This is a genomic window from Rhodomicrobium udaipurense JA643, assembly GCF_000636015.1.
GTDB lineage: Bacteria > Pseudomonadota > Alphaproteobacteria > Rhizobiales > Rhodomicrobiaceae > Rhodomicrobium > Rhodomicrobium udaipurense.
Genome location: NZ_JFZJ01000051.1, coordinates 1 through 23,299 on the forward strand (window position 1 = coordinate 1; position 23,299 = coordinate 23,299).

At 58.3% G+C, this 23,299-nt stretch carries 14 protein-coding genes; 6 read left to right on the plus strand and 8 right to left on the minus strand.

What is annotated here, in order from left to right; all coding sequences use genetic code 11:
* The coding region (locus T281_RS09170) for a S9 family peptidase (RefSeq protein WP_037237597.1) at positions 1-1,870 on the minus strand (1,870 nt) is incomplete at its 3' end.
* Between the two features lie 192 nt (positions 1,871-2,062).
* Here T281_RS09170 and T281_RS09175 point away from each other — a divergent pair.
* Positions 2,063-2,698, plus strand: a complete 636-nt coding sequence (locus tag T281_RS09175; RefSeq protein ID WP_037237620.1) for a DsbA family protein — start codon at positions 2,063-2,065, stop codon at positions 2,696-2,698.
* A gap of 237 nt (positions 2,699-2,935) precedes the next feature.
* On the opposite strand, the gene T281_RS18750 is transcribed toward T281_RS09175, so the two are convergent.
* The 3 genes from T281_RS18750 to T281_RS18755 form a co-directional block, all read right to left on the minus strand.
* Positions 2,936-3,436, minus strand: coding sequence for a hypothetical protein (locus tag T281_RS18750; RefSeq protein WP_155955180.1), 501 nt, complete (start codon positions 3,434-3,436; stop codon positions 2,936-2,938).
* Between the two features lie 12 nt (positions 3,437-3,448).
* A complete protein-coding gene (locus tag T281_RS09185) occupies positions 3,449-4,915 on the minus strand; it encodes an O-antigen ligase family protein (RefSeq protein ID WP_162173148.1) in 1,467 nt (488 codons plus the stop codon).
* A 298-nt stretch (positions 4,916-5,213) separates the two neighbouring features.
* Positions 5,214-5,372, minus strand: a complete 159-nt coding sequence (locus T281_RS18755; RefSeq protein ID WP_155955181.1) for a hypothetical protein — start codon at positions 5,370-5,372, stop codon at positions 5,214-5,216.
* 515 nt (positions 5,373-5,887) lie between these two features.
* Between T281_RS18755 and T281_RS09190 the strand changes: the two genes are divergently transcribed.
* From T281_RS09190 to T281_RS17690, 3 genes are all read left to right on the plus strand, one after another.
* On the plus strand, positions 5,888-6,679 hold the full coding sequence (locus T281_RS09190) for a polysaccharide biosynthesis/export family protein (RefSeq protein ID WP_037237601.1): 792 nt from the start codon (positions 5,888-5,890) through the stop codon (positions 6,677-6,679).
* 16 nt (positions 6,680-6,695) lie between these two features.
* Positions 6,696-8,987 carry a GumC family protein gene (locus tag T281_RS09195; RefSeq protein ID WP_037237604.1) on the plus strand — a complete coding sequence of 764 codons (2,292 nt, stop codon included), beginning with the start codon at positions 6,696-6,698 and terminating at the stop codon, positions 8,985-8,987.
* A gap of 589 nt (positions 8,988-9,576) precedes the next feature.
* Positions 9,577-11,016: a hypothetical protein gene (locus tag T281_RS17690; RefSeq protein WP_052037306.1), complete on the plus strand. Its 1,440-nt coding sequence runs from the start codon at positions 9,577-9,579 to the stop codon at positions 11,014-11,016.
* Between the two features lie 470 nt (positions 11,017-11,486).
* On the opposite strand, the gene T281_RS09210 is transcribed toward T281_RS17690, so the two are convergent.
* Genes T281_RS09210 through T281_RS09225 form a run of 4 tightly spaced genes read right to left on the minus strand, consistent with a single transcriptional unit; the run spans position 11,487 to position 21,261 of the window.
* The gene (locus T281_RS09210; RefSeq protein WP_037237607.1) at positions 11,487-12,821 is read right to left on the minus strand and encodes a hypothetical protein; all 1,335 of its coding nucleotides are present in this window, start codon (positions 12,819-12,821) and stop codon (positions 11,487-11,489) included.
* Positions 12,818-19,021, minus strand: coding sequence for an AAA domain-containing protein (locus T281_RS09215; protein WP_052037307.1), 6,204 nt, complete (start codon positions 19,019-19,021; stop codon positions 12,818-12,820). The genes T281_RS09210 and T281_RS09215 overlap by 4 nt, the downstream gene beginning before the upstream one ends.
* A gap of 3 nt (positions 19,022-19,024) precedes the next feature.
* Entirely contained in the window at positions 19,025-19,690 is a 666-nt protein-coding gene (locus tag T281_RS09220) for a 4Fe-4S single cluster domain-containing protein (protein WP_037237610.1), read from the minus strand.
* 2 nt (positions 19,691-19,692) lie between these two features.
* The gene (locus tag T281_RS09225; RefSeq protein WP_245269197.1) at positions 19,693-21,261 is read right to left on the minus strand and encodes an AAA family ATPase; all 1,569 of its coding nucleotides are present in this window, start codon (positions 21,259-21,261) and stop codon (positions 19,693-19,695) included.
* Positions 21,262-21,306: 45 nt separating this feature from the next.
* On the opposite strand from T281_RS09225, the gene T281_RS19520 reads away from it, so the two are divergent.
* Both T281_RS19520 and T281_RS09230 read left to right on the plus strand, forming a co-directional pair.
* Entirely contained in the window at positions 21,307-21,459 is a 153-nt protein-coding gene (locus tag T281_RS19520; protein ID WP_245269198.1) for a hypothetical protein, read from the plus strand.
* 584 nt (positions 21,460-22,043) lie between these two features.
* Complete coding sequence (locus T281_RS09230; protein WP_037237617.1) at positions 22,044-22,898, plus strand: alpha/beta fold hydrolase; 855 nt, start codon at positions 22,044-22,046, stop codon at positions 22,896-22,898.
* Positions 22,899-23,299 lie beyond the last annotated feature (401 nt).

A 23,299-nucleotide genomic window follows, 5' to 3' on the forward strand; every position in this document is an offset into this window, starting at 1 on the left:
GCGCGCGCACATTGTCGTAGGGCGAGTAGGCCGCAATGGTGCGGTAATCCTCCACGCTCGCGATGGGGTTGCCCCATTCGGGCCACTCCGGCGGGGTGAGCGGAAGCGTGTCGTCGAGCATGGTGGAGAGGACGTCCACGAAGGGCACATCCGCCACTAGCCCTGCGAACAGCTCCGGCGCCATGTTCGCCACCGCGCCCATGAGCATGCCGCCCGCCGAGCCGCCATGCGCCACGATGCGCCCTTCGCCCGTGAAACGCTCCGCCGCGAGATAGCGCCCGGCGGAGATGAAGTCCTTGAACGTGTTCGTCTTCTTCGCGAGCTTGCCGTCCTTGTACCAGCGATAACCCTTGTCCTTGCCGCCGCGAATATGCGCGATGGCGTAGACGAAGCCGCGATCGACGAGGCTGAGGCGCGTGGTCGAGAAGCCAGCCGGGATCGACATGCCGTAGGAGCCGTAGCCGTAGAGGAGGCACGGCGCGGTGCCGTCGAGCGGGGTGTCCTTGCGGTAGAGGAGCGACACGGGCACCGTCTCGCCGTCCCATGCGGGCGCGTAGACGCGGCGCGTGACGTAATCGGCCGCGTTATGGCCGCTCGGCACTTCCTGCGTCTTCCGAAGCGTCCGCTCTCGGGTGCGCATGTTGTAGTCGAACACCTGGCGCGGCGTCGTCATCGAGGAATAGACGAAGCGCAGCGTGTCGGTGTCGTATTCGTAGCCCTCCGCAAAGCCCAGCGAATAGGCTTCCTCGTCGAAGGCGATGGCGTGCTCGGTGCCGTCCGCCGCATTGCGGATGACGATGCGCGGCAGCCCATCCTCGCGTTCGAGGCGCACGATCCAGTCCTTGAAGCAGGTCACGTCGAGGATGAGGCGCCCCGGCTTGTGGGGCACGAGATCGCGCCAGTTCGCGCGGCCGGGCGCATCGACCGGCGTTTCCATGACCTTGTAATCTTCCGCGCCGTCCGCGTTCGTCAGGATGATAAAGCGGCCTTCGTGATGATCGACGCTGTAATCGTGGTTCACCTCGCGCGGCGCGACAACGCGCAAGCCCTGCTCCGGCGCGGCGAGGTCGAGGAAATGCACTTCCGCCGTCTCATGGTCGCCCGCGCTGATGAAGATGAAGCGTTTGTCGAGGCTTTCGCCGACGCGGGTGAAGAAGCCCTGATCCTTCTCGCGATAGACAAGCTCATCCTCGCTCGCGGGCGTGCCGAGGCGGTGCCGCATCACCTGAAGCGGGCGGCGATGCTCGTCCACGCGGATGTAATAGAAGGCGCTCGCGTCCGGCGACCATGCCGCGCCGCCTTCGGAATCGGGCACGAAGTCGGCGGTATCTTCGCCGGTTTCGAGGTCGCGCACGCGGAATGCATAGAACTCCGAGCCCTTGTCGTCATAGGCATAGGCGAGCTTCTTGTGATCCGGGCTCCAGTCGATCGCGCCGAGCGAGAAATAGGGCTTATCCCTCGCCAGCGCGTCGCCGTCGAGCAACAGTTGCGGCGCGCCGCCGCCACGCGGCTCGCGGATGAAGCGCGGATGCTGGCCGCCGACAACAAAGTCTGTGAAGTAGGCGAAGGGACCGTCCGGCGCGGGCACCGACGAATCGTCTTCCTTGATGCGCCCCTTCATCTCGCGGAACAGCGTGTCCTGAAGCGCTTCCGTGTCCGCCAGGGCGGCCTTGGTGTAGGCGTTTTCCGCTTCGAGATAGGCGCGCACGTCGGCCGCCAGCGCGGATGGATCGCGCATGACCTCCTGCCAATTGTCGACGCGCAGCCACGCGTAATCGTCGACGCGTTCGATGCCGTGATGGATGTCGCGGGCGGGCCGCTTCTCGGCAACGGGCGGTTGGGAGGGGGTCTCGTGCGCGTGGCTGTCCATGGCCTGCCCTTTCGTTGCGTGGAGGTGGTGCATCGTTATTAGGCGCTCCGGGCCTCCATCTCAACGGCAGTCGAGCGATAATCCCTGCTCTCTCGCCCGTGATCGCGAAAATCTGACTTCATTTTCATGAAGCGCCATCGAAAGCGATGCTAGAACGGCATGGTGGACCAACGACCGCTGGATGAAAACCGCATGATGACCCTGCCGCGCCGCCTCGCCGCCGCTTTCGCATTCGCAGCCTCGACGGCGTTTCTTTTCGCGCCTCATGCGGCGGCTTCGATGGACGATCCCCTTTCGCGCGAGGCCATGTACGAAGACCCCGACGCGCCGGTGAGCGGCAACCCGAAAGGCGACGTAACCATCGTCGCGTTCCTCGATTACAACTGCCCCTATTGCAAGAAGTCGGTCGGCGACCTCAAGCGCATCGTCAGGGACGACGGCAAAATTCGCCTGATCTACAAGGAATGGCCGATCCTCGGAAACGCGTCGAAACTTGCGTCGAGGCTCGCGCTCGCGGCCAATTATCAAGGCAAATATGAAGCCGCGCATGATGCTCTCATGCGGGCGGTCAACCACTCATCGACGAAGGCACAGCTCGTGAAGGCGCTCGGCAACGCGGGCATCGACACGAAGCGGCTTGAGGCAGACCTCACGTTGCATGGCAAGGACATCGATAGAGCGCTCGCGCGCAACGACGCGCAGGGCGACATCGTCGGCTTTCAGGGCGCGCCCACCTATCTCATCGGCCCGCTCGTCTCCTCGACGCTCGATTACGCGGGCTTCAAGCGCGCCGTAGCCGATGCGAGGGCTCGCACCGCAGCGCAGTAGCCGGAGCGGCGCGGAATATTGTGGGGCATTATATTACATTCGAAATATGATTTGCTCGCCATAGGGTGTGATATACGAGCCATGTGCGCCTATATTTACCAAAACGAAGTAGGTAAAAGAAAAGCCAGCCAAAAAGTTAGCATCTGCCCATCTTCACACACTCAAAGAAATTAGTGAAGTACTTAGCCTGTCCACTTCAAGAGACGTTACATAGCAACACGCTACCCGCCAGCCAAACTAAGAGCCCGGCTTCAATTCCTGTCTGAAGCAGCTTCTGAAAGCAGCTAAACAATTCGCATGGTTCACGGAATGGGTGGCGGAAACTATGCAGCGCACGCTTCGTATGACAGCGGGCAAGCATCGGAGGCGCTTGATTCGAGGCTTGATGTTGGCGGCGTCGGCCTTGTCGATGACGAAGGAGCGCACTTCACCGCCGCGCTCAACCAAGCTGAGCATCGCCTGCTTTTGAGCGTAGCAGCGCGCATTCGGATGCTTCACCGCGCCTTCCTCCTTGCCGATGAATATTTCGTCCGCTTCGACAATAGAGCCTTCGCCGCTCATTAGAGTTGCAAGGCTTCCGGCGCGCTTCGCCTTGCGGATGCGATGAAACCGAGCCTTTTTTAGGGTCACACCCAAGGTGCGGTGCAACTGGCTCGAACTGATGCCTTCTTGCTGCCAGCGACCAGGTAGACCGCCTGAAGCCATATGTGCATCGGGACGACAACGACCCGCGCTCATGAACAAGGGCGGCTAAGTGCCCGTCGTCCTATTTTGCCAGCTTTCTGGCCAAGGCACACCGGGGGTCCAGGCACCGCCCACTGGTGCTTCGGTATGTCTTTGACGGACACAACCTTCTCCACTCGGAGACTTGGGCAACTCGAAGCGAGGTACACTGACCGGCGAGACAAGGAGTGCGGAGAAAAACGCGAAGGTTGCACTGAGAGCAGTCGTTCTTAGCGGATAATCCACAAGAGAATGCGCAAGCAACAATGCCATAATGAGCGTCGCAGCACGCGCAAGCGTGACTTGCCGGGGATCGTCATCACGTGGCGGCCTGCCCCATGCCGTCATGACCTTGAGGCCGAACCAGCCAAGAAAAGCAACGAGAAGAACGACTCCGATGATTCCGGTTTCCAGTAGTATCTCAGCGAGGTCGTTGTGAGCCCGATTGGCGAATCCAGCCGTTGCATCGGCGCGTTTCTCGACAGTTGTATAGACGGGAACGAAGGATCCAAGTCCGGTACCGAAGGGCAGCCCCTTCAAGGCGGTTTCAAGCGTCGTCTTCGTCAGAGGAATCCGGGCATCGTCTGCCATATTACTTTCGAAACGCGTGAGAAATCCCGCCAAGCCGAACTGCACCGCGAAAAGCGCGGCAAATATCGCCACGGCCAAAGAAAAGCGGCGGCCGCGCCACGTGTGCTGCGGCTCTTCACTTGTGTGCTCTGATAAGCGGTGCAAAATGATCATTGCCGCAACTCCGGCAAGAACACCTGCGGCGATAAAAACCCCAGCCCTCGACCGCGCCAGCATGAGACCGGCTAATACCGCCACGACTAATGTGCCTGCGGCGGCCAGCCATAAAATTGAACGCGTCCATGAGGCGCCGCTTTTCAGAGACGATTCCATCGTCGCATTGAGCCAAAGCGCAGAAAGAACAAGAGTTACGTTCAATAATGCGGCAAAGTGATTGCGATTTGCAAAGAAGCCGACAGCTTCCGTAGGGTTTGTGATCTCAAAGAAGCGCAGGCTACTTTCAACCCCCGCAGCAACCTGTATAAAGCCCAACGCCAAAGAGACTACACCAAAACCAAGCACCACCCAACAGAGCATCATGCGCTGCGTCAGGTCGAGCTGCAGCACAGAACAAAATATAGCTAATGGAACGACAAGAGAAGCGGCCGCCGCCCATGTGGCCTGTGGCGCTATCGAGAGGGGGGTCCAACTCGACGGAAGGGTGAAGGGCGTTTCGGCGGCGCCGGAAAGAAGACGCGCTCCTCCAGACCAGATATCGAAAGGAAACGGGAGAACTTGCAAGACAACGACAAGTGTCAGTCCACCGCATAGCGCAAGAGCGATTCGCCCCTTCTCCTGGCGCGCTGGCTCATCACTGAAAGCTGGCCACAGCGCCAAAATGAGCAAAGGTATGGATAGCAGTTGGACAACAACGTCGCCCAGGAAACCGCTATGGGTGCCTCCGCCTAATACGAGCGAGGCCAACAAAGTTGCTCCGCATAATAAATATAGCATGGCGTACTCGTCTTTTGCGAAAAATTAGGGGCTTACGCTTTGCCCGTTACCGCTGATCGAAATTGCAACTTCAAGACCGACTGTATCGCCTGCCACCGATCCCCCGGTCAGCACCGTTTCAGTCGACAAGTCGATGCCAGTGCCATCACTGACTCCGGCGTTTCCTTTCGAGACGTTGCAAAGAAGAGAACGATCACAGTTTGGTTCGGCTCCTTCTGGGAACAGCCATTCTCATAGACGATGTAGGCGGCTCCGAAGCGGACTGAACCTAGTCGCCTGCAACCAGCGAAGCCTTTGCCTCGCCGATGGGCCTGCAACCATCGCCGCGATCACCCGATACCGCTCTCTCAACGTTGGCGAGTAGCGCGGCTTGTGCGCGCTTGTTGCCGCCAGGACGCCGGTCAAGGCCGTCGAAATCATCGATCACAACCTTTTCCCAATCTGACGATACTGTTACCCAATCGTAAAAATTGAGACTACCTATCGGTAGCGCACTTTGTCTACTGACGCAAGGGTTGCAATGAAGTGAGAACGACCAATTCAAACGAGCAGCGCAGAGTCACCTATACACCACAGAATCCGTCCTGACGCTAAAGAGCTACAATTTAAAGTTGCCGCTCAAGATTGCCCATGATAGGAGCCCTTTATGTCGATTGGCGTAACTAGCCATCAACCTTGGTGACTTGCAGGTTGTAGGCTTTGTTGCTGTACGAGGAAGCCTTGAATAAAAAAAGACCTTCGCGATGGCCTCTTAAAAAGTGTATCGAGAAATGTGCTCTTTTGCTTAGGCCGCAGCCTGCAATCACGTCGCGACTGTCCTCGTACGGGGCGGGACCACCCCAGCATCGACATATCTGCTGTTCCTGCTGAACTGTTACCGTTCAGCCAGCAGCCCATTATTTCCAATTCCAGATATTTAGTCGAAGAGGAGTCGCAAAAGACATGTCGGCGTTGATCAGACTTCTGCTTCCCGCAATCGCGGCGGCCTTTATCAGTGCTTGCGGCGTTTCTTCAGGCGGCGACATGACTGACCCCAAGCTCGACTCGGGTGCCGTCTCGGATTCATCAGCAGCCCAGAAGTCTGCGGCTCCGAGTTCAAAGGAAGACTCCGCTCAGGGGCCCGACGATAAAGAGACTTTGCGCAAAGTGGCACTTTCAATGTCATCGGTATCGGATCCCGCCAGCAAGACTTACAAGATCGGTCCCCTCGACGTCGTCGATATCACTGTCTTCAATGTGCCGGAGCTGTCGAAGACTGTTCAGGTCTCGGAAGCGGGAACCATAAACTTCCCGCTCATCGGAGAGTTTCAAGCGGGAGGCAAGACTGGACGCGAGGTTGAAAGAGAGTTGAGCCTGAAGCTTGGGGATAAATATCTACAGAATCCTCAGATCACAGTTTTTATAAAAAATTATAATAGTCAGCGTGTCACCTTGGAGGGCGCCGTCAAAAAGCCGGGCGTCTATCCCATCACCGGCGGGCTGTCTCTGTTGCAGGCCGTCGCGCAGGCGCAAGGGTTCGAGGACAAGGCGGATGAAACTGTCCTTATCTTCCGGCAGGTAAATGGTGAGCGCCAGGTTGCCAAATACGATGTGTCGCGCATCCGTGACGGAAGTGCCGAAGACCCTGCGTTAGAGGCCGGAGATGTGATCGTTGCTCCAAGCTCCAGCGTAAAAGAGGGGATCGGTGCGGTTTTCAAGGCTCTCCCGCTGTTCACTCTAGTGTCCTTACTTTAGTAAGCGAGCAAAGCGGATGCGGGACTCTCAAAGAGATCTTGGCGATGAGAGGCGGGCTCTGGTTCCTTCTCAATCGGCTGCGATAGCACAATTAAAGGGCGATAATTACGGGCCACAGGGCTATGGGCAATCGCCGGGGGAGGAAGAAAGCGATCTCGCAGTTGTCCTTCGCCAATATCTTTACATGGTTCTCAAACGCAAATGGCTCATTTTGGGCACAGCGCTTGTGTCTACAGTTCTAGGGAGCGTTTTTACGCTGCTCAAGACGCCGCTCTACTCAGCCAGCGTGAGAATCCAGATCGAACGGGAGCCGGCTAAGATCCTGGAGGGCGGTACGACATCGCCGACGGAAGCGGGAACTACGGATTTTTTGAGAACGCAATATGAGCTCATAAAAAGCCGGGCCATGGCCGAGCGTGTCGTCTCGATGCAGCGCCTTTATGATGACGTAGGATTCTTTAAGCCGCGTGATGTTTCAGCACTTGGTTTGTTAGGCGCTGCCTTGTTCTCTTCTTCGAAGAAGGAGCTTCCTTTGCCAACTGCGCGGCAGGGTTGGGCGGTTGGCATTGTGCTATCCAATGTGGCGGTCTTGCCTGTTGCAAATTCCAGGCTCGTTGATGTTCGCTACTCAGATCCGAGCGCGGTGCGTGCGCAACAAATCGCGAATGGATACGCAGACGCTTATATTGCGTCCAACTTAGACAAGAGGTTCGAGGCCAATTCTTACGCCAAAACCTTTCTCGATGACCAGATCAAGCAGCTCAAAATCCGAATGGAGGAAGCAGAAAAGGCGCTTCTCGTTTTCGCAGAGCAGGAGAAGATGGTCGAGGTCAGCGACAAGGCGTCGATTGCAGAAAACAATCTGGCAGCGGCAAACGCCGCGTTAGGGCAGTTGATCTCAGAGCGCATCAAGAATGAGCAGCTCTGGCGACAGCTCGAGAGTTCCACTGCAATCAATTTGCCGCAGCTGTTATCGAACCCGGTCATTGAGGTGCTGCGCGGCCAGCGGAAAGCGCTTGAAACCGTTTATCAAGAGAAGCTTGAAAATTTCAAGCCAAGCTTTCCAACGATGGTGCAGATTTCAAACAAAATCAAAGAGATCGACCGACAGCTCGCGGCCGAAGTCAAAACCATCCGCAATTCGCTTAAGGCGGCTTATGAAACATCGCTCGCGCAAGAAAGCGAGATGAAAGGACGAATTGAAACGCTACGCGGGGAAGTACTTGATCTCCAGAAAAAAGGTATCCAGTACAATATCTTGAAACGGGAGGTTGAGACCAATCGCGGCCTCTATAATAGTCTGCTCCAGCGTTCGAAAGAGGTAAATATTGCAGGCGGTGTGGGCACCAACAATATCTTCATTGTCGATCGGGCACTGGTGCCAGACGCCCCATCGGAGCCTAATTTTCCGCGTGCTCTGCTTATCTCGCTCGCTCTTGGCCTTTGTACTGGGATCGGCATCTCATTTATGCTTGAAATGCTTGACGACCGCGTTCGTACTCCCGAGGAGATCGAGCAACTTTCAGCGCTTTCAACGCTTGGGATTATCCCCCGCCAAGAGTTTGCCGAGGGTTTGGATCAGGCCCTCAAGGATCCACGCTCCGCCATTGCGGAGGCGTATCGCTCTCTTGCCACTACCTTACAGTTTTCCACTGAGTCGGGACTTCCGCGCTCCATTGCGGTGACGAGCGCGGGGCCTGGCGAGGGCAAATCCACAACGTCGGTGGCGATTGCCCGGCATTTCGCACAAATGGGTCACAAGGTCCTTCTGATCGACGCAGATCTCCGCAATCCCTCTCTTCACAAGAAGCTACGTTTGAACAACGTGGTTGGCCTCACCAACTATCTGACAGGCCAATCGCTTCCACCGGAAGTTCTCCAGAGGACGGACCATCCAAACCTCGCATTCATGGCCTCGGGTCCACTGCCGCCGAACGCCGCTGATCTTTTGAGCGGGACCCGCCTTTACTCGCTTGTCTCGCTCGGCGGCGACGTTTTCGATCTCATCGTTTTTGATGCGCCTCCGCTCCTGGGGCTCGCCGATGCCCAGTTGCTCGCCAACGCATCGGCTGGCACCATCTTTGTGATTGCGGCGGGAGAGAAGGGTAAAGGGATGATCCGGTCGGCGCTGCGACGTCTTCAGCTCGCGCGCATCACGCTGCTTGGCGCTGTTCTCACGAAGTTCGATTCGAAAGCTGTGGGCTACAACTACGGATACGGATATGGCTACGAATACGGACAGTCGGCCTATACGTACGGCAACTCGACCGATGCGAAGCCACAGTTAGCAAAGCCAGGCTTGAACTGACGATGCGTAGCCACGAAGCTCTTTCGGCCGCTCTCGGCATGCTCAGTTACCCACACTTGGTGCGCCGGGCGCGGCGATCCGCGCTGCCTCCGGGAGTCACGTTTCTCCTTGAGGTTGCCGTGGGTGACCCTAGGGCCGTGCGTGAAGCGGAAGCGCTCACTGGGTGCACTGAGATAGTTTTGCGAAAAGCTGCGGGGTTCTTCATCGAGCAGATCTTGTTGAACAGGGATGGCGACAACTATCGGACCCTAGGTGCCAGTCGCGAGACCTCGAATGGCGAGATCAGGCGCCACATGGCGCTGATCATGAGATGGCTTCATCCGGATCTTTTTCCTAACAGCGACGGTTTTGATCGAAGTCTGTATGTCGGCCGCGTGACCGGGGCGTGGGAAACAATCAAGACCGTCGAACGGCGCGCGGCTTATGACACCTCATTGGCTGGAAGTAAGCCGCAAAGCTCGAACGTACCACGACTTACGCATGGACCTGCTGCTGTTGTCCGAAACGCACGCCGCAAACAAATCATGCGTCCACGGCGCAAGAGCACTCGCTTCTGGCGCATAGTCTTCCTTCTCTTTGGGAGCCGCAGATGAAAAGGAAACACCATCGCAAGCGGCTGAGGTCAGCGCTTTTTGCTCCGGTCAGAAGCCTTGTTGTTTCGCATATTTCCAGCCATCCCAAGCGCTCTGTTATTTCCATAACGGCAGGTCTCATCCTTGTTTGGCTTGTTGTAAGCAAAAGCCTTCCTTACGCCTTAGCCACGTCCGCTCCCGATACTGCGCTCGCTTTGAACCCCAATAATCCAGTCGCTCTTGTCGCCAAGGCGGAAGATATACGGGAACAGTTGTTGGTGCTTACCGGGGGCGCCGGATCAGGCGAATCGCAGGGCGACACTGCGTCGAAGGGCGATACCATCGCTCACCTTCCTGAAGCAGAGGATGCCGGCATCCAACAGCCAGGAAGTGAACGCGATGCGCTGCGCAGAAAAATCGGTCGTCTCGCTGTTCGCGCTCTAGCAAATGACCCCCTTAATGCGAAGGCTTACCGCCTGCTAGCGGAAACGACCGATGATCCTGACCTCGTCCGCATCCTGATGCGAGAAGCAGTCAAGCGGTCTCGCCATGAAACGGTCGCCCAGTTTTGGCTTCTTAACGACAGTGCTTACCAGAAGGATTTTGGATCGGCTCTTGATCATGCCGATATCTTGTTACGGACGCGTCCAGACTTATCGCCTTACGTTTTTGCTTATCTGACGGCTATTGCCGAAGACCCGGCCGGTTTCTCCCTGGTTGTGCAAGAGCTTGCAGAGGGGCCTGGCTGGCGCCCTGCCTTTTTCGTAGCGCTTCCGCGAAGCGCCAAGCAAACGGACACTCCTCTGAAACTGATGACTGCGCTTAGGGGAAGTGCCCGGCCGATTGTCAGTAGCGAGATTGCGCCTTACCTGAATGCGCTAATAGCCAAGAATCTCATCGACGCGGCTTACAACGCTTGGCTGCAATTTCTGCCGAAAGATGAACTTGACACCCTGGGCTTATTAACGCACGCGAATTTCGAACGGGATCCTAGCGGCTTGGCATTTGACTGGCAGATAGGTCGTGGGGTCAACGCCATTTCCGAATTTGTGCCGGTTGGCCCTGAGGGTGAACGCGCGCTGCATGTCGCTTTCGGCACCGGGCGTGTTAAATTTCCGGAGGTCAGGCAGACCGTGCTGCTCCCGCCCGGGCGATATCGTCTTGAAGGTAAGCTTCGCGGCTGGATTACCGCCATCCGTGGCCTCCGCTGGCAACTTACTTGCGCCAGCGGATCAAGGCGCGTGCTCGGCGAGACGGATATGTTGATAGGTCGGTCTCAGCAATGGCGAGTCTTCGCATTGGAAGCCGATGTGCCGCAGACTGAGGAATGCCGAGGCCAGATCCTTCGATTCTTCCACGATTCCCGTTCGGCCTCAGAGGAACTGATCTCCGGAGAGGCTTGGGTCGCCGGCCTTCGCCTTGAACGGATTCCCGACCCAAGTGCTGTCATGCAATAAGGGCGGGAAGGCGGTTATGGTGATCGCCCAAGCGCTTTAGCGTGACGCATAAGGTCATGAAGCATCCTTCGAAGAAACTGGTACCAGTCTGAAATCGGTTTGGGCTGTCTCGACGTTTGGGGCTCCGTCGCGATAAACATCGACCGCCGGAATTCAGGTATAGGAGCACAGCGAAGGCGCGTGCCTGCAATGCTTGGAACAGGCTGGTCGCTAATACCGGCCGCATAAAGAACATTTTGTCCTCGAACACATCATGTCGAAGGACAAAATATTTCATTCTAATTTTAGCTAACGCATTGATTCATTGCGAACCAGATTCGATGCCTCAGCTAAGGTTTCATCCTAAAAAAACCTGACCGCTTTGAGATCGCGAAAATAAGAGCGTTCTCGTTGTAACAAAAAAGTCTCATCCTACGGGGAGGACTCAATTGATCTAGTTTGATATCATTTCCCTCCCCCGCCCTAATTATTCAGCGAATAGGTCTGACCTTCCGGTTAGATTGTCGGATCTCGGGCGCGGATTGGCGTGAGCTATTCTCGGCCCCAACAACCTTGACCGGCTCTGCGCCAACAGGAACCGCTCTTTCAATAACGATATGCCCCGCCTCCGCAAGGACGCGCTTCTTCAGATGTTCAAGGTCGGAACACCAGGCTGATTCCGCATCAGTATCCCGCGTCTTGTTACGGGGCGAAAGCGCATCGCCGAATGCGACCGTTCTGAAGGCGAGCCGGTCTCCTTTTCCGGGCGAAACCACTTCGACCCCGTAATCGGGATTTGCGCTTTTTCGAAGGACCACCGAACCGTTTTCTGCAAGGGCAGTCATGAGGCCTTCGCGAACCTCGTAACCGAGCGTTGCCAGCGTATTCAGAACCGCGCGTCGCCGCGCTTCCGCCTGCTTCCGGCGATACTCTTCGGAAACGGACGCGCGCGCCTGTTTCGCGATCTCCGCGAGATCGACGGGGGCTGCGACGTCCGGCCACGGCGCAGACGCATGCGTGAGCGAAGACCATTCGGCCGAAAGCGCGACCAACTCTTCAGCGAGCGTTCGCCGTTCTCGCGCCTCCTTCAAAGCGGCCCTCACCTCGACAGTAAGGCTCTGCCTTCGTAATCCGAGACCGGCGCCGGTGTCGGTAGACAGAGACGTCCATTGCTCGCGATAGGGCCGCGCGAATTCCTCACCCATTTCGAGCGCAAGTTCAGACAGAAGTTCGCTCACCTCCTGCTCGTCGTCCTTGATCGGCGGTTGACGCGCGATCCAGTCCTCCATGCGCTCTGAAGGCGAACCGTCTCCATAGGCCGCCGCAGCCCCGGCGATATCCACGCGATCCGTTTCAGGCGCATGCGAAGACTTGGCAAAGGCTTCGGCGAGTATCGCGTTGGCTTTTCCGGGGTCGCCGACCACACCGCACTCGACGTCCTTCAATTGCGCGGACAATATGGCGGGCAGATTGCGTTCCTTGCGCAAGAGATCGCTCGCGAATTTTCTTGCCCTGTCGAGGCTGTGTCTTGCGGCGACTGCCCTTTCCGCCGCTTTTTTCGATCTGAAATCCCTGTCGGATTCCAGCCACTGAATGAGTTCGGGCGCGCGTTTCTGCAGATCGAGGAATTTTTCCTCGGCGAGGAGAGCGACAATTGCCGCATGTCTCTCGCGAACGAGGAGAAGCTCGTTCTCGCTCGCAAGGCCCTTGGCTCGGCACAAGTCCTCATAGCAGCGGATCGCGGCACCAAGCCGTGCGAGATGTCCGTTGCAGAGTGCAAGGATCTCTTCGCGCGTAACGATTCGAACTACCTTCGGGCCGCTCATGACGCGAGCCTTTCAGTGGAGACGTTCGCTTCCAAGGCGTCGTCTATGGCGCGAAGCAGAAGAGCCTGCTCGCCCTGGCGATTTGCAAACCACCCTTGAAGCGATACGCGATGGATTTTCGGTATCACACGCCGAAGGGTGCGAGGGCGCCAAAGCTCGCGCCCTCTGGCCCTCGCCAGCAGCGGATGGCGGGGTGCCTCGCACTCGATGCCGAGACAGAAATGACCGCCTCCCATATCTTCAATTGCGAAATCCAGCGCGAATGCGCCTTTATCGTGCATCGGAACGTTGGGAATATTCCGCTCGTCGAGGAACGCTTCAACCACGTCTGCGAATGCGGAACGGTCCATGCTCGCGCTCGCCGTCCTTCCTTGTGGCATCGACGCGAGGACGCCACGCGCGGCCGAAAGCTGACCGGAAGACACGAGTTCCGCGTAATTCAGATAGAGTTGCAGGAAATCGCGCGGGGTTTCGGGTCTTCTGCGTCTGACGAGGCAGTCAGAAATCTTCTCCACCGGCATTGAGGTCGCGATGATCATTTTCTGTTTGGCGCGGGTGGTTGCGACATTCAGCCGACGCTCCCCGCCGCGTTGTCCAAGAATGCCGAAATTGCGCCGGAACTGCCCGCTTTCGTTATGGCCGAATGTCGTCGAAAACAAAATGATGTCGCGCTCGTCGCCCTGAACATTCTCAAGGTTCTTCACGAAGAAGCTGTGATCTGCGCCGTCTTCGATGCGGCTCGTCTCCAAGCCATATGCCGCCGCGAAGCCCTCGTCCGACCTCTGTCTTTCGGCAATCAGGTCGGCAATAAGGTCAGCCTGTTTCAGGTTGAACGTGACAACGCCTGTCGTCGGCGCTTTCTCCCGTTTCGATCGCGCCCCAAGCCATACGTTGGCGAGTTCATCGATGACGGCTTCCGCTTCCTGCCGATTGGTCTGGTTCGAATAGGTGCCATCGACACGGAGAACGCGCACAGGCTGTTCGCGGGAGACGATGGCGTCCGGGTACAAGACCGGAATGCTGAGTTCCCCATCGTAGAAAGCGGAGTTTGAAAATGCGACGAGTTCTCGCCATTCAGAGCGGTAGTGCACCTTCAACATGACGCACGCGTCAGTCGCAAGGCTCGAACGAGCCAGATGCAGAAGATCGGGCGCGTCCTTGATCTCGTTGCTTGTCCACGCCTGCTCAGCCGCGACACGCTCCTCTTCGGTCGCGTCTTCATCGAGAACGCTTTCCTCTTCGGAGGCATTTTCCATACTAGAGGCGAAGAACGATGTCGGCGGGAGCTGTTTCTCGTCGCCGCTCACGATGACTTGTTTCGCCCGGAACAGAGCCGGCAATGCGTTCTCCACCGGAATCTGCGAGGCCTCGTCGAAGACCACAACATCGAACAGGCCTTCCCTCAACGGGAGTGCGCGGCTCACAACATCCGGGTTCATCAGCCAGACCGGGCGCATAGCCATCAAACCAAGATCCATGCCCTTGTTGATGATGTCGCGAATGCCAAGGGCGTTCGGTCCCTGCAACAGCACGAGACGGTCCCAGTTCTGACCGAAAATCGTGCGCTTGCGGTCCACTCCCTCGCGGAGGTAGTTGCCGTTCATGTCGCGAATTTTCGCAAGTTCGTGTTCAAGCTGGACGATCTTCTCGTCGTCCACCCTCCGGTCGCGGCGCAGATCCGGCTGTTCGGCTTCAAGCGCCTCTTTCCAGCCAAGACGCGCCTCCCGGTGAATGAGACGCCGGACGGTTGTGCCGAGTTCGCCTTCAGGCAGATTGTTCAAGTCGTTGTCGGAAGCGCGAAGCTTGCCAAAAACCGCGAGAACTTCCGAACTGGCGCGCACGGATCTGATGCGGAAGTCTTGATATGACCCGAGAGTGGGTAAGACCCGCTCGACAGCGCGGAGTTGTTCACGCGTCGGATGATTGCCGCGCACTTTCTCGCGCATCATTTCGAGCCAGTCAGGCTCGAACCATGGCTCAAGCGCGCTCAATTCGCCGAGACTGCGTTCGCGCATCTCCGCGCGCGATGCCGACCGCTCCAGATCGGTCATGAACCGTCCTGCGGTGTCACGGGAGCCCGATGCCAAGGCAGCGAAAGCTTCGTCAGCTTTCGTCGGGCAAACCGCCATGCGCGCCATCACCTCGCAGGCCGCTTCGAGGCGTTTTTTCAATCCATTCGCGTGAGATTGAAGCTCGCACGGTGCGTTACCGGTATACTCCGCCGCTACAAGCTGGCCGCATAGTTTTGTCGCCCGCATCCGCAGTTGAACAAACCGCAGCGCCAAGGCGCAGCCTTCAGCGAGAGTCGTCACATCGATCTTCGCCTCATCCCCGCCAACTGATGAAAGGAACTGGCGCATCTTACCGCGCGCCTGATAACGGCGGATACTGAGCCATCCGAAAAACCCCGCCGGTTCAGCCAGATATTTGGCACGAGCGTGAAGAGCCTCCAATGTGGGGAGCGCTTCGACGGCGAGTCTGGCCCACAACGCAGACGGAAGACTGCGCACCTCGGCTTCCAGCGCAGCGGATTCGGAGGCGATCGCTTCGAGTTTGGTTATAAGTTTGCGCAAAGGCTGGCTTCTCTCGGCTGAAGGCGGACAAAGCGGCAGCCAGCGGGCGAGATCGCCGCGCGTTTCTTCCGTGATCGTATCGAGGATGCTTCGGTTGGCGCCAAGCCAGGATCGCGCGGCGGCGGGATCGTCGATGTCGAAAGCGAAGGTTTGCGCTCGCTCGCTTTCATGGCGTTCGGCTTCCACCTTCCGAAACGCATCGAAATCCGCGCGGAAATCTTCCATCGCGCTTTCCGACGGCGTAAACACCTTGAGCACGGCCAGCGGACTGCCCTCGTATTTCGATGGCAGCCACACAGCCGCGAGCGACGCGCATTCATCCGCAAGCGCCGCTGTCTTTTGCGGCGGGAATCGTTTCAGAAAGTCCCGCAGTCCGCGCACCCGAGGCATTGGACCGGTTTCGAGCTTGACGAGATCGACGAGGAGATCCCCATAGGCGAGATTCAGGTCGTCATGTACTTTGAAGAACGCCTCGTAACCAGCATCGAGATCCCGCTCCAGTCGGTCGATCGATGCTGCAAGGTCAGCCCTTGTCCGCTCAAGACGGGATGGAGCTTTGCTATTTTTGAGGTGTTGCGCCTGACTGCGCAGCGCCTGAACTGTCGTACGGCGGTCCCTGCTCTCGTCCTTGACGAGGACGACACGATCCTGAAGCTGTGCCGCCTTCAGCCGATTGAAGACGACGTCGAGGGCGGCCTGCTTCTGACAGACGAATAAGAGGGTTTTTCCCCGACCGATAGCGTCGGCAATCAGATTGACAATGGTCTGGCTCTTGCCTGTGCCGGGCGGACCTTCGATCAGAAGCCCCAAGCCTTCGCGCGCCCGCAAGATGGCTTCTTCCTGCGACGGATCGATCGAGGCGACGAAATATTTGTCGGCCTCGCTGACCGGAGTTGAATCCGATGAAGATGCCGGTATTTCGAGACGCAGAAGCGTCGAAAGCGCCGTTCCCGTCACGGGCCGGTTTTGCAGAAGGCGCAGGTCGTTGACCAGCGCCTGACCAGGGAAAACCGCCGGAAAGATCACGGCGGCGGAAACGATGCGGTTTGTCTCGACCTTTACATCCAGCGGCGGGAGCGCGGCAAGGGTCTTGCTCGGAACCGGAAGGATGCGCTCGCATTCGTCGAGGACGGCGATCATCGCCCCGGCGTCTTTCACGTCTTCGAGGACGGCTTTGGCCTGCTGCAATTCCCTCGGGGCGAGAAAAGACTCGAGCGCGGGATTGAGGATGACGCCGCGATCCGTGTCGAAGGCGAAAGCTGCGGTGTTGATGGCCTTGATCGGCCAGAGGAAGAGCGGCGCGATCCGCGGCTTGCGATCCTCGGACGGCATCTTGTGGAGGACGAAGGGAAAGCCCATCACAAGGCAATCGATGCCGGTGTCCCGCTTGTAGTTGCCTGCGCGGCGTGTCAGTTGCGTGAGGCGGCTTTGAAGGTTCGGGGCATTAGTGAAGGCCGCTGTGTCGATCCGAGGCGCCACCCCACGTTCAAGCACGGCTTCCGCGAGGCGGTCTGCCTGAACGAGCGGCGTTCCGAACTCGGTCACGTCGATGCGCTCGGACGACCTGCTCATGCGCGTTAGCGGGCCACGCTTTATCGAAAGCGCTATCTTGTTTTCGAAGTGATTCAATATGCGGGCGCTGTATTCGAGACCCTCGGGCTTTTTCCAGCGATCGGTTGGACAGGCAATAAGAACGAGCGCGCGGGACAGCGGCAAATGTCCGTTCGCCCGAAAATCATCGGCCCAAGCATCCAGCGGATCGATGCCGCATCGGGCAAAATCGGCCGTCCGTTCTGCCACGCCTTTGAAAAGTTCATGAGCCGTCCGTGCGCGGAGCGCTTCGGCTGCCGCGACAGGATCGAAACGGAAGGGAAGACCTCGCGATGCGGCCTGTGCCTCGTTCAGGATTTCATCCGCAGTCTTGAATTGGGTTACGTGGGCCCCCACCAGAAGGATGAGGTCTTCCTCTGAAAGCGCCGGACGACGCATGATGCGGGCGAGGCCCCGGTGCTCGCTTTCAGGAAAGGACAGGCGTCGCGCGCGCCACTGCGCCGCAAGCTTCTCCGTGTTAGTTACAAGGAGCGCGGCGCAAACGCTGGCCTCATCCAGTTCGATCTGGTTCGCTTCGGCGCGTCGTCTGACGGAGACGGCTCTGTCGCGCAAGCGGACGATTTCATGCTCGAACCCCAGATTGTCGAGGGTGTCGGCAATCGGGCCGGTGATTAGTGCGTAGCCTTCCTCCGGAGTGCGGATGAGCCAGTTCGCATTGATGATCTCGCCGCGTTTCACCAGCGGAAGGTCGCTGAAGACGCATTTCAGCGCGATCCCGAGTTTCGAGTCTCGATCCAGCGGAGCAGCGGCAACGCGGCGCAATGCGGAGATGCGGGTTTCGGCAAGTCCGTTATCGTGGCACCAGGCAAGCAATTCGCCGCGTTCGAACTGCTCGCACGCTTCGTCCCAGTAATCTTCCGTTGCCGCCGCGATCGCATAGCGCATCGGATTGCGATAGGCGGCACCGCCGAGCGTGATCGCGCTGCCACGATCCTCGCTCGCGCGAACTGTCTCGGGAGCGTCGACGGGCTCTCCGGCGAGCCAGGCACGGACTTCGTTCCATTGCCAGCGCCTAGCCAGATCGCGGGCCAGCAACCCGCGAAGCAACGTGATCATTTCTGGCGTCATATCATCGGGAAGCGAGACGCCGGATGTTACGACGTGCATGCGCCAAACGGCCGGATGAATCCCGTCGAAGCACGTCCCGCGCGTGAGATGGAAAAGGGAGATCGCGCCGAGGCTCCACCAGTCGCTTTGCAGGGCGGCGCTTCCCGCCAAAATTTCGGGAGCGGCATAAAAGGGATCGAGATCCGCTGCGGGCACGAGATCGCCGACCTCATCGATTTTCACGGCGCCGCGCGGAATATCGATGACGAGAGGGCGCGGAGCCAGGTTTTTCGGGGTCAGCGTTCTGAGGCAAATTCCTGCTTTATGGAGTCGATCCAGCGCGGCGCCCACTTCCTCGACAAGCGAGCGAACGCCGTCCTGATCGAGAAATCCTTCGCGCGGTGAAACGGACAAGGAGGCGAGCACAACGTAGTGTCGTCCATGCCATTCGCCGCGGTCGAGAACCGGCCGAATCCGATCGGGGCAAGCGGCGAAGGCGTCTTCGATCAGCTTCCAATCGGGGGAGAAAGTCAGCAGCCCAGCCCGCCCGTCGTCATGGCGGCCGTCATGCGGTCCTTCGCTGAACGAAATATCGAGATCGACGCCGTCTATCGTCCAGGCTCCGATATGCGTTACAGGCGCGTCGAGAGGGGCAAGAGGGAGCTGCTCCGCTTCCGCCACGCCCGTAGCGCTGCTCTCGGCTGGAATGTCAAAGGTCTGCTCAACCGGCACCCTCTCTATGAGTTCGCCGCACCAGCACAGGGTTTCCCCGGGCGGGCTCTCATGACCGCTCGCACATTGCCAGCGCCCTTCCGCTGGCGCGACCGAAACGGGCGCACCACCTTGCGGCACAAGTGGCTCGCGCGCGATATCGGTGGCGCAGGGCACATCGTCTGCGTCGCGCCATTGGCAAAAAATCTCGGATTGCGGACGCGCCGAGCCGCAAACCGGGCAAATGCGGACAAGCATGTGTCACCCTTTTGTGTCGCTCGCGTCGCCCCATGAGGCCTCACTTGTCGCAACAAAATGTCCTTGCGAGGTAAGCGCCGCCTTCAACCTCAAAAAATCGCCCCGCTTCGGGATCCCCGCGAACCAGACGGTTCCATCGTCGTCGAACATGACATCGAGATCGCTCGGTCCGTCCCCTGCAGGAAGTTCATAATATCCGTATAGTTTCTTTACGCGATTCGTAAAGGTATATAGTTTCTGATTGTCGCTTCCGCGCAACGGCAGACTTTGCCCGGCCGAAATGTCGAACGGTTCGGAAATCAGGGCATCGATCAAGCCTGCCGCATCGTCAAGAAGCGGCTTCACCCTCTCAAAGGGAAAGCCGGTATAGACGAGAACATCGCCCGCAAACACGCTTTTGACGTTTCGCAGCAGGCTCTTGAGCGCATCAGGTTGTTCGAATGGCTCGCCGCCCGTGATGGTGATGCCGTCCGCGAAGGGAAGCCATGGCGCTATGCGATCGGTCACTTCGGCGACCGTCGTCGCGCCTCGCCCCGCCGCCCAGGTGTCGGCCGAGATGCACCCGACGCAGCGGATCGAACACCCCTGAAACCAGATGCCGATACGGTTTCCCGGCCCCAGCGCGGTGACGGGGAAATGGATACGGGACAGATAAAGCGTATCCGTCATGCTCAGTCTCGCCTATGCAAGCTCAACTGCGTGACAGACCCGGCGGCCACGCTTTCAACCTCAAAGCGGCTGGCTTTGGGATCCGCCGCGAAGAGCGCGCGCGCAAGAGGATTGACGAAGTGGATTTCGAGATGGTTCCGGATGCCCCGCCCGCCATTTGAAAGGTCCGCGATGCAGAGCGCTTCCAGATCACCGAGCGCTCTTTCCGAAAGCGTGATCTCCATGCCCTGCTCGGCGAGCGAGTCGATCGACTGCTGAAGAAGATGACGGAATATTTCCCGCGCGATGTGATCGCGAACGAAATCGAACACGATGATATTTTCGCCGATGCGGTTCAGTATCTCCGGTCGTCCGAGTTCAAACTTGAAGTATGACTTGATTTCATCGAGGACGCGGCTGCGAACCGTCTCGAACTTATCGTCCGGGTTCACAAGCTGCTGGCGCCCGCCGGAAGCGTCTTGCCGATAAATCCCGAGGTTCGATGTAAAAATGATCAAGGCCTCCGAGAAATAGACGCGGTCGCCTCGGCCTGAGGTCAGCACACCATCGTCGAGGATCTGCAGGAACTTGTCGAGGATGCGCGGATGGGCCTTCTCGATTTCGTCGAAGAGAATGACGCTGAACGGCTTCTCGCGCACCGCATTGGTCAACTCGCCACCGGCGTCGAACCCGATGTAACCGGGAGGCGCCCCGATAAGGCGCTGATCGGAATGCTCGGCACTGAATTCCGACATGTCGAAACGGATATATGCGTTTTCATCGTTGAACAGCAGGCTTGTGATCGCCTTTGCCAGTTCGGTCTTGCCGACGCCGGTCGGCCCGGCAAAAAAGGCGACACCGCGCGGTCTGCCGCCTCGCTTGCCCGCGCCGATGCCGGTAATCGCGCGCTTGACGATGTCGAGCGTATGAGTGACGGCCTGATCCTGCCCCTTGACGCGGCGGCGAATGAACGTCTCGGCGTCCGCGATCCTTCGACGGTCGATTTTCGCCCACGGGTCTTCCGTAACGCCGACCTTGTAGCGTCGGACTGCATTGCCGATCTCGGAAAACGGCAGTTTCTCCGCGCGGCCGAGTTGAACGATGGCCTTCATATCGTTCAGGAGCAGTCCTTCCGTATCAAGAACGAACGTTTCGACGGCCTGCGATTTGATGTCCTCTGCCGCATCCGCGAAACCGCCCATCGCTTGCATGATCTGAGGCGCGATTGCGCGACGCTCATGATGATCAGGCTTCGAAATCATGATGGTGCGAAGCATCGGATTATCGACGGTCAGCCAAACGGGGAGGTCGTTTTCGCGCTCCGCTATCCAGAACACCGTATTGTAGAAAAGCTTCTTCTGAGATTGATCGTACCGTTGCCTTGCTCTCTGGCTCAAAATCAGGGCGCGCGTGAACAAATTGTGTTCGGGCGGAGCAAGATTGTCGGTGCGCGCGATAAGCCGCGACGCGAAATCGACGATCAGAGCGGCCGGTTCTCCCTGCACTTCCACAAAGCGGTCGAGCGTTTCGGAGAAGCGATCGATGCCGGCGGGTGCCCTGCCCTCAACGGGATTGAGGCCCATCGCCTGCATGAGAGGCTCGGCTTCGCTCCGACCATTCGCCGGCGCAGAGAAACCATGGAGCAGGTCGAAGAAGATTATCCGGCGATAGCCAAGGCGTTTGAGTTCGGCGTGAAGGGCATCGCAAAGAAGGAGGGGACTCAGTGTTTCCCCTTGCCGGACCAGATGCAGATCCTTCACATTGCCGCAGAGAACAAAATGCGTCTTTAACGGCAGGAAGCGCTCGAGATCGCGAACCCAGCGCGCATGCGGAATTTCTTTGGTCTTCTCAAGCATAGAATATATCCTAAAAGTCGTTCTAATCCGATAATTTGTTGTGAACGCAAATGCATCACTGCGTCATCCTGCAGGTGATGTGCATTTTTCTGGACGCCGCTTAGTCTATTGCGAAATGGCTCACCCCGCTCCAAGCATGAGAGCAGAGAATCATCGTTGCCTCAATGCCTCGAAAACTATCGACGCACAGGTTTTCCAGCGGCGTTTTCGAAAGCCGTTCTCTTGAGGTGCGGGAAAGCGGCGAGCCACAGAGTGCCGCGAGTGCTGCCGCATATTGCGACCTCTTCTTGCCAACCATGACCGACGTGACATCGCCGCGCTCGACCTTCGGCGCGCGACGAAGTTGGCGAGCGGCGCGCCGTGCCGTTGGCTCGCGGCACGGCGCTATCACGCATGCACGTCGCCCCTCTATTTCCACGTGCTCGCAGATCGGCGCGCCGCCGCGCCTTCTGACGCAATGACGCCTGAAGCATTTACTGTTATTCGGCGGCGATGCAGCGCGTTGAAAGGTGATTCGCATGGCAAGGTTCGCTTCGTCGTTGGTTTCATCCGCCGTTGCGCTGCTGATCGGCGCGGGCTGCGCCGTCGCCGATCCGATCGCGCCCGCCGGCAAGGTGATAGGCCAGGATCCGCAGGGCCGTGCGATCTATCAAGTCGACGCCAATGGTATTTCGATCGGCTACAAGCTGATCGGCGCTGGCGCGCCGCTCGTGATGATCATGGGGCTCGGCGGCACGGCCGAGAACTGGCCACCGCAGGTGGTCGAGGCACTGTCGAAGACCTACCAGTTGATCCTGCCGGACAATCGCGGCATGGGCCACAGCAGCGCCAACGACACCCCATTCAGCTATCCGCTGTTCGCCGCCGACGTGATCGGCCTACTCGACGCACTCGGCGTCAAGCAAACCCACGTGCTGGGTTATTCCATGGGCAGCACCATTACCCAGCAATTGCTGCTGCAATATCCCGACCGCTTCAACAAAGCGCTGATCCACGCCACGTCGACCGATGGCAGCAATGTCGCCAAGGCGCTGCACGGCCGGGTGCCCAGCGATCCGATCGTGGCGCGGCAGGTCGAAGCCACGACGCATTGGAGGACACCGCTAGAGCAGTTACCTGCGATCACCAACCAGGTGATGCTGGTAGTCGGCACCGCCGACAACGTGGTTGGCGCGGAGAGTTCGAAGACGCTGGCATCGTCTATTCCCGGCGCCTGGCTGGTGCAGTTCAAAGGTGCCACGCACCATCTCATGTACGAGACGCCGGAAGGCTTTGCCGCCACCGCCCTGATCTTCTTCGACATTGAAGAGACCGTTACGGTGAAAGCGCAGCCCGACGCCTCCGTCGCTCCGCCATCTACCACCCGCCCGTGAGCGCCGGAAGCAGAGGCTGACATCGGTCGTAGCCGCGGTCATAAAGCGAAGTTTTGATAAGGCCGAATTCTCATACGGCGCGCTCATCAACGAAAGAATCTCCAACGACAAACTGCGGCTCATAACCTATGCCGTCCTCATCTATGAGAGTTACTACCGACCGCCTTCAGTGCGGACCCTTGAACGTTTCTGCTTCTGGAAAGAGGAGCGCACCACCGGTGTTATGCAGGTAGCCTCGTCAAAAACACTGACTGATAAAGAGAGCGTTGAACTAGGAATTAAGAAACTTTCGACTTATTGGCAAAGGTATTATGACGAAGATCTTCACTCTCGTACGTGGTCGATAGTCAGTGACTACAACAAGGATAGCAACTACGTGTCTAGGGTATTAGAGATAAGCT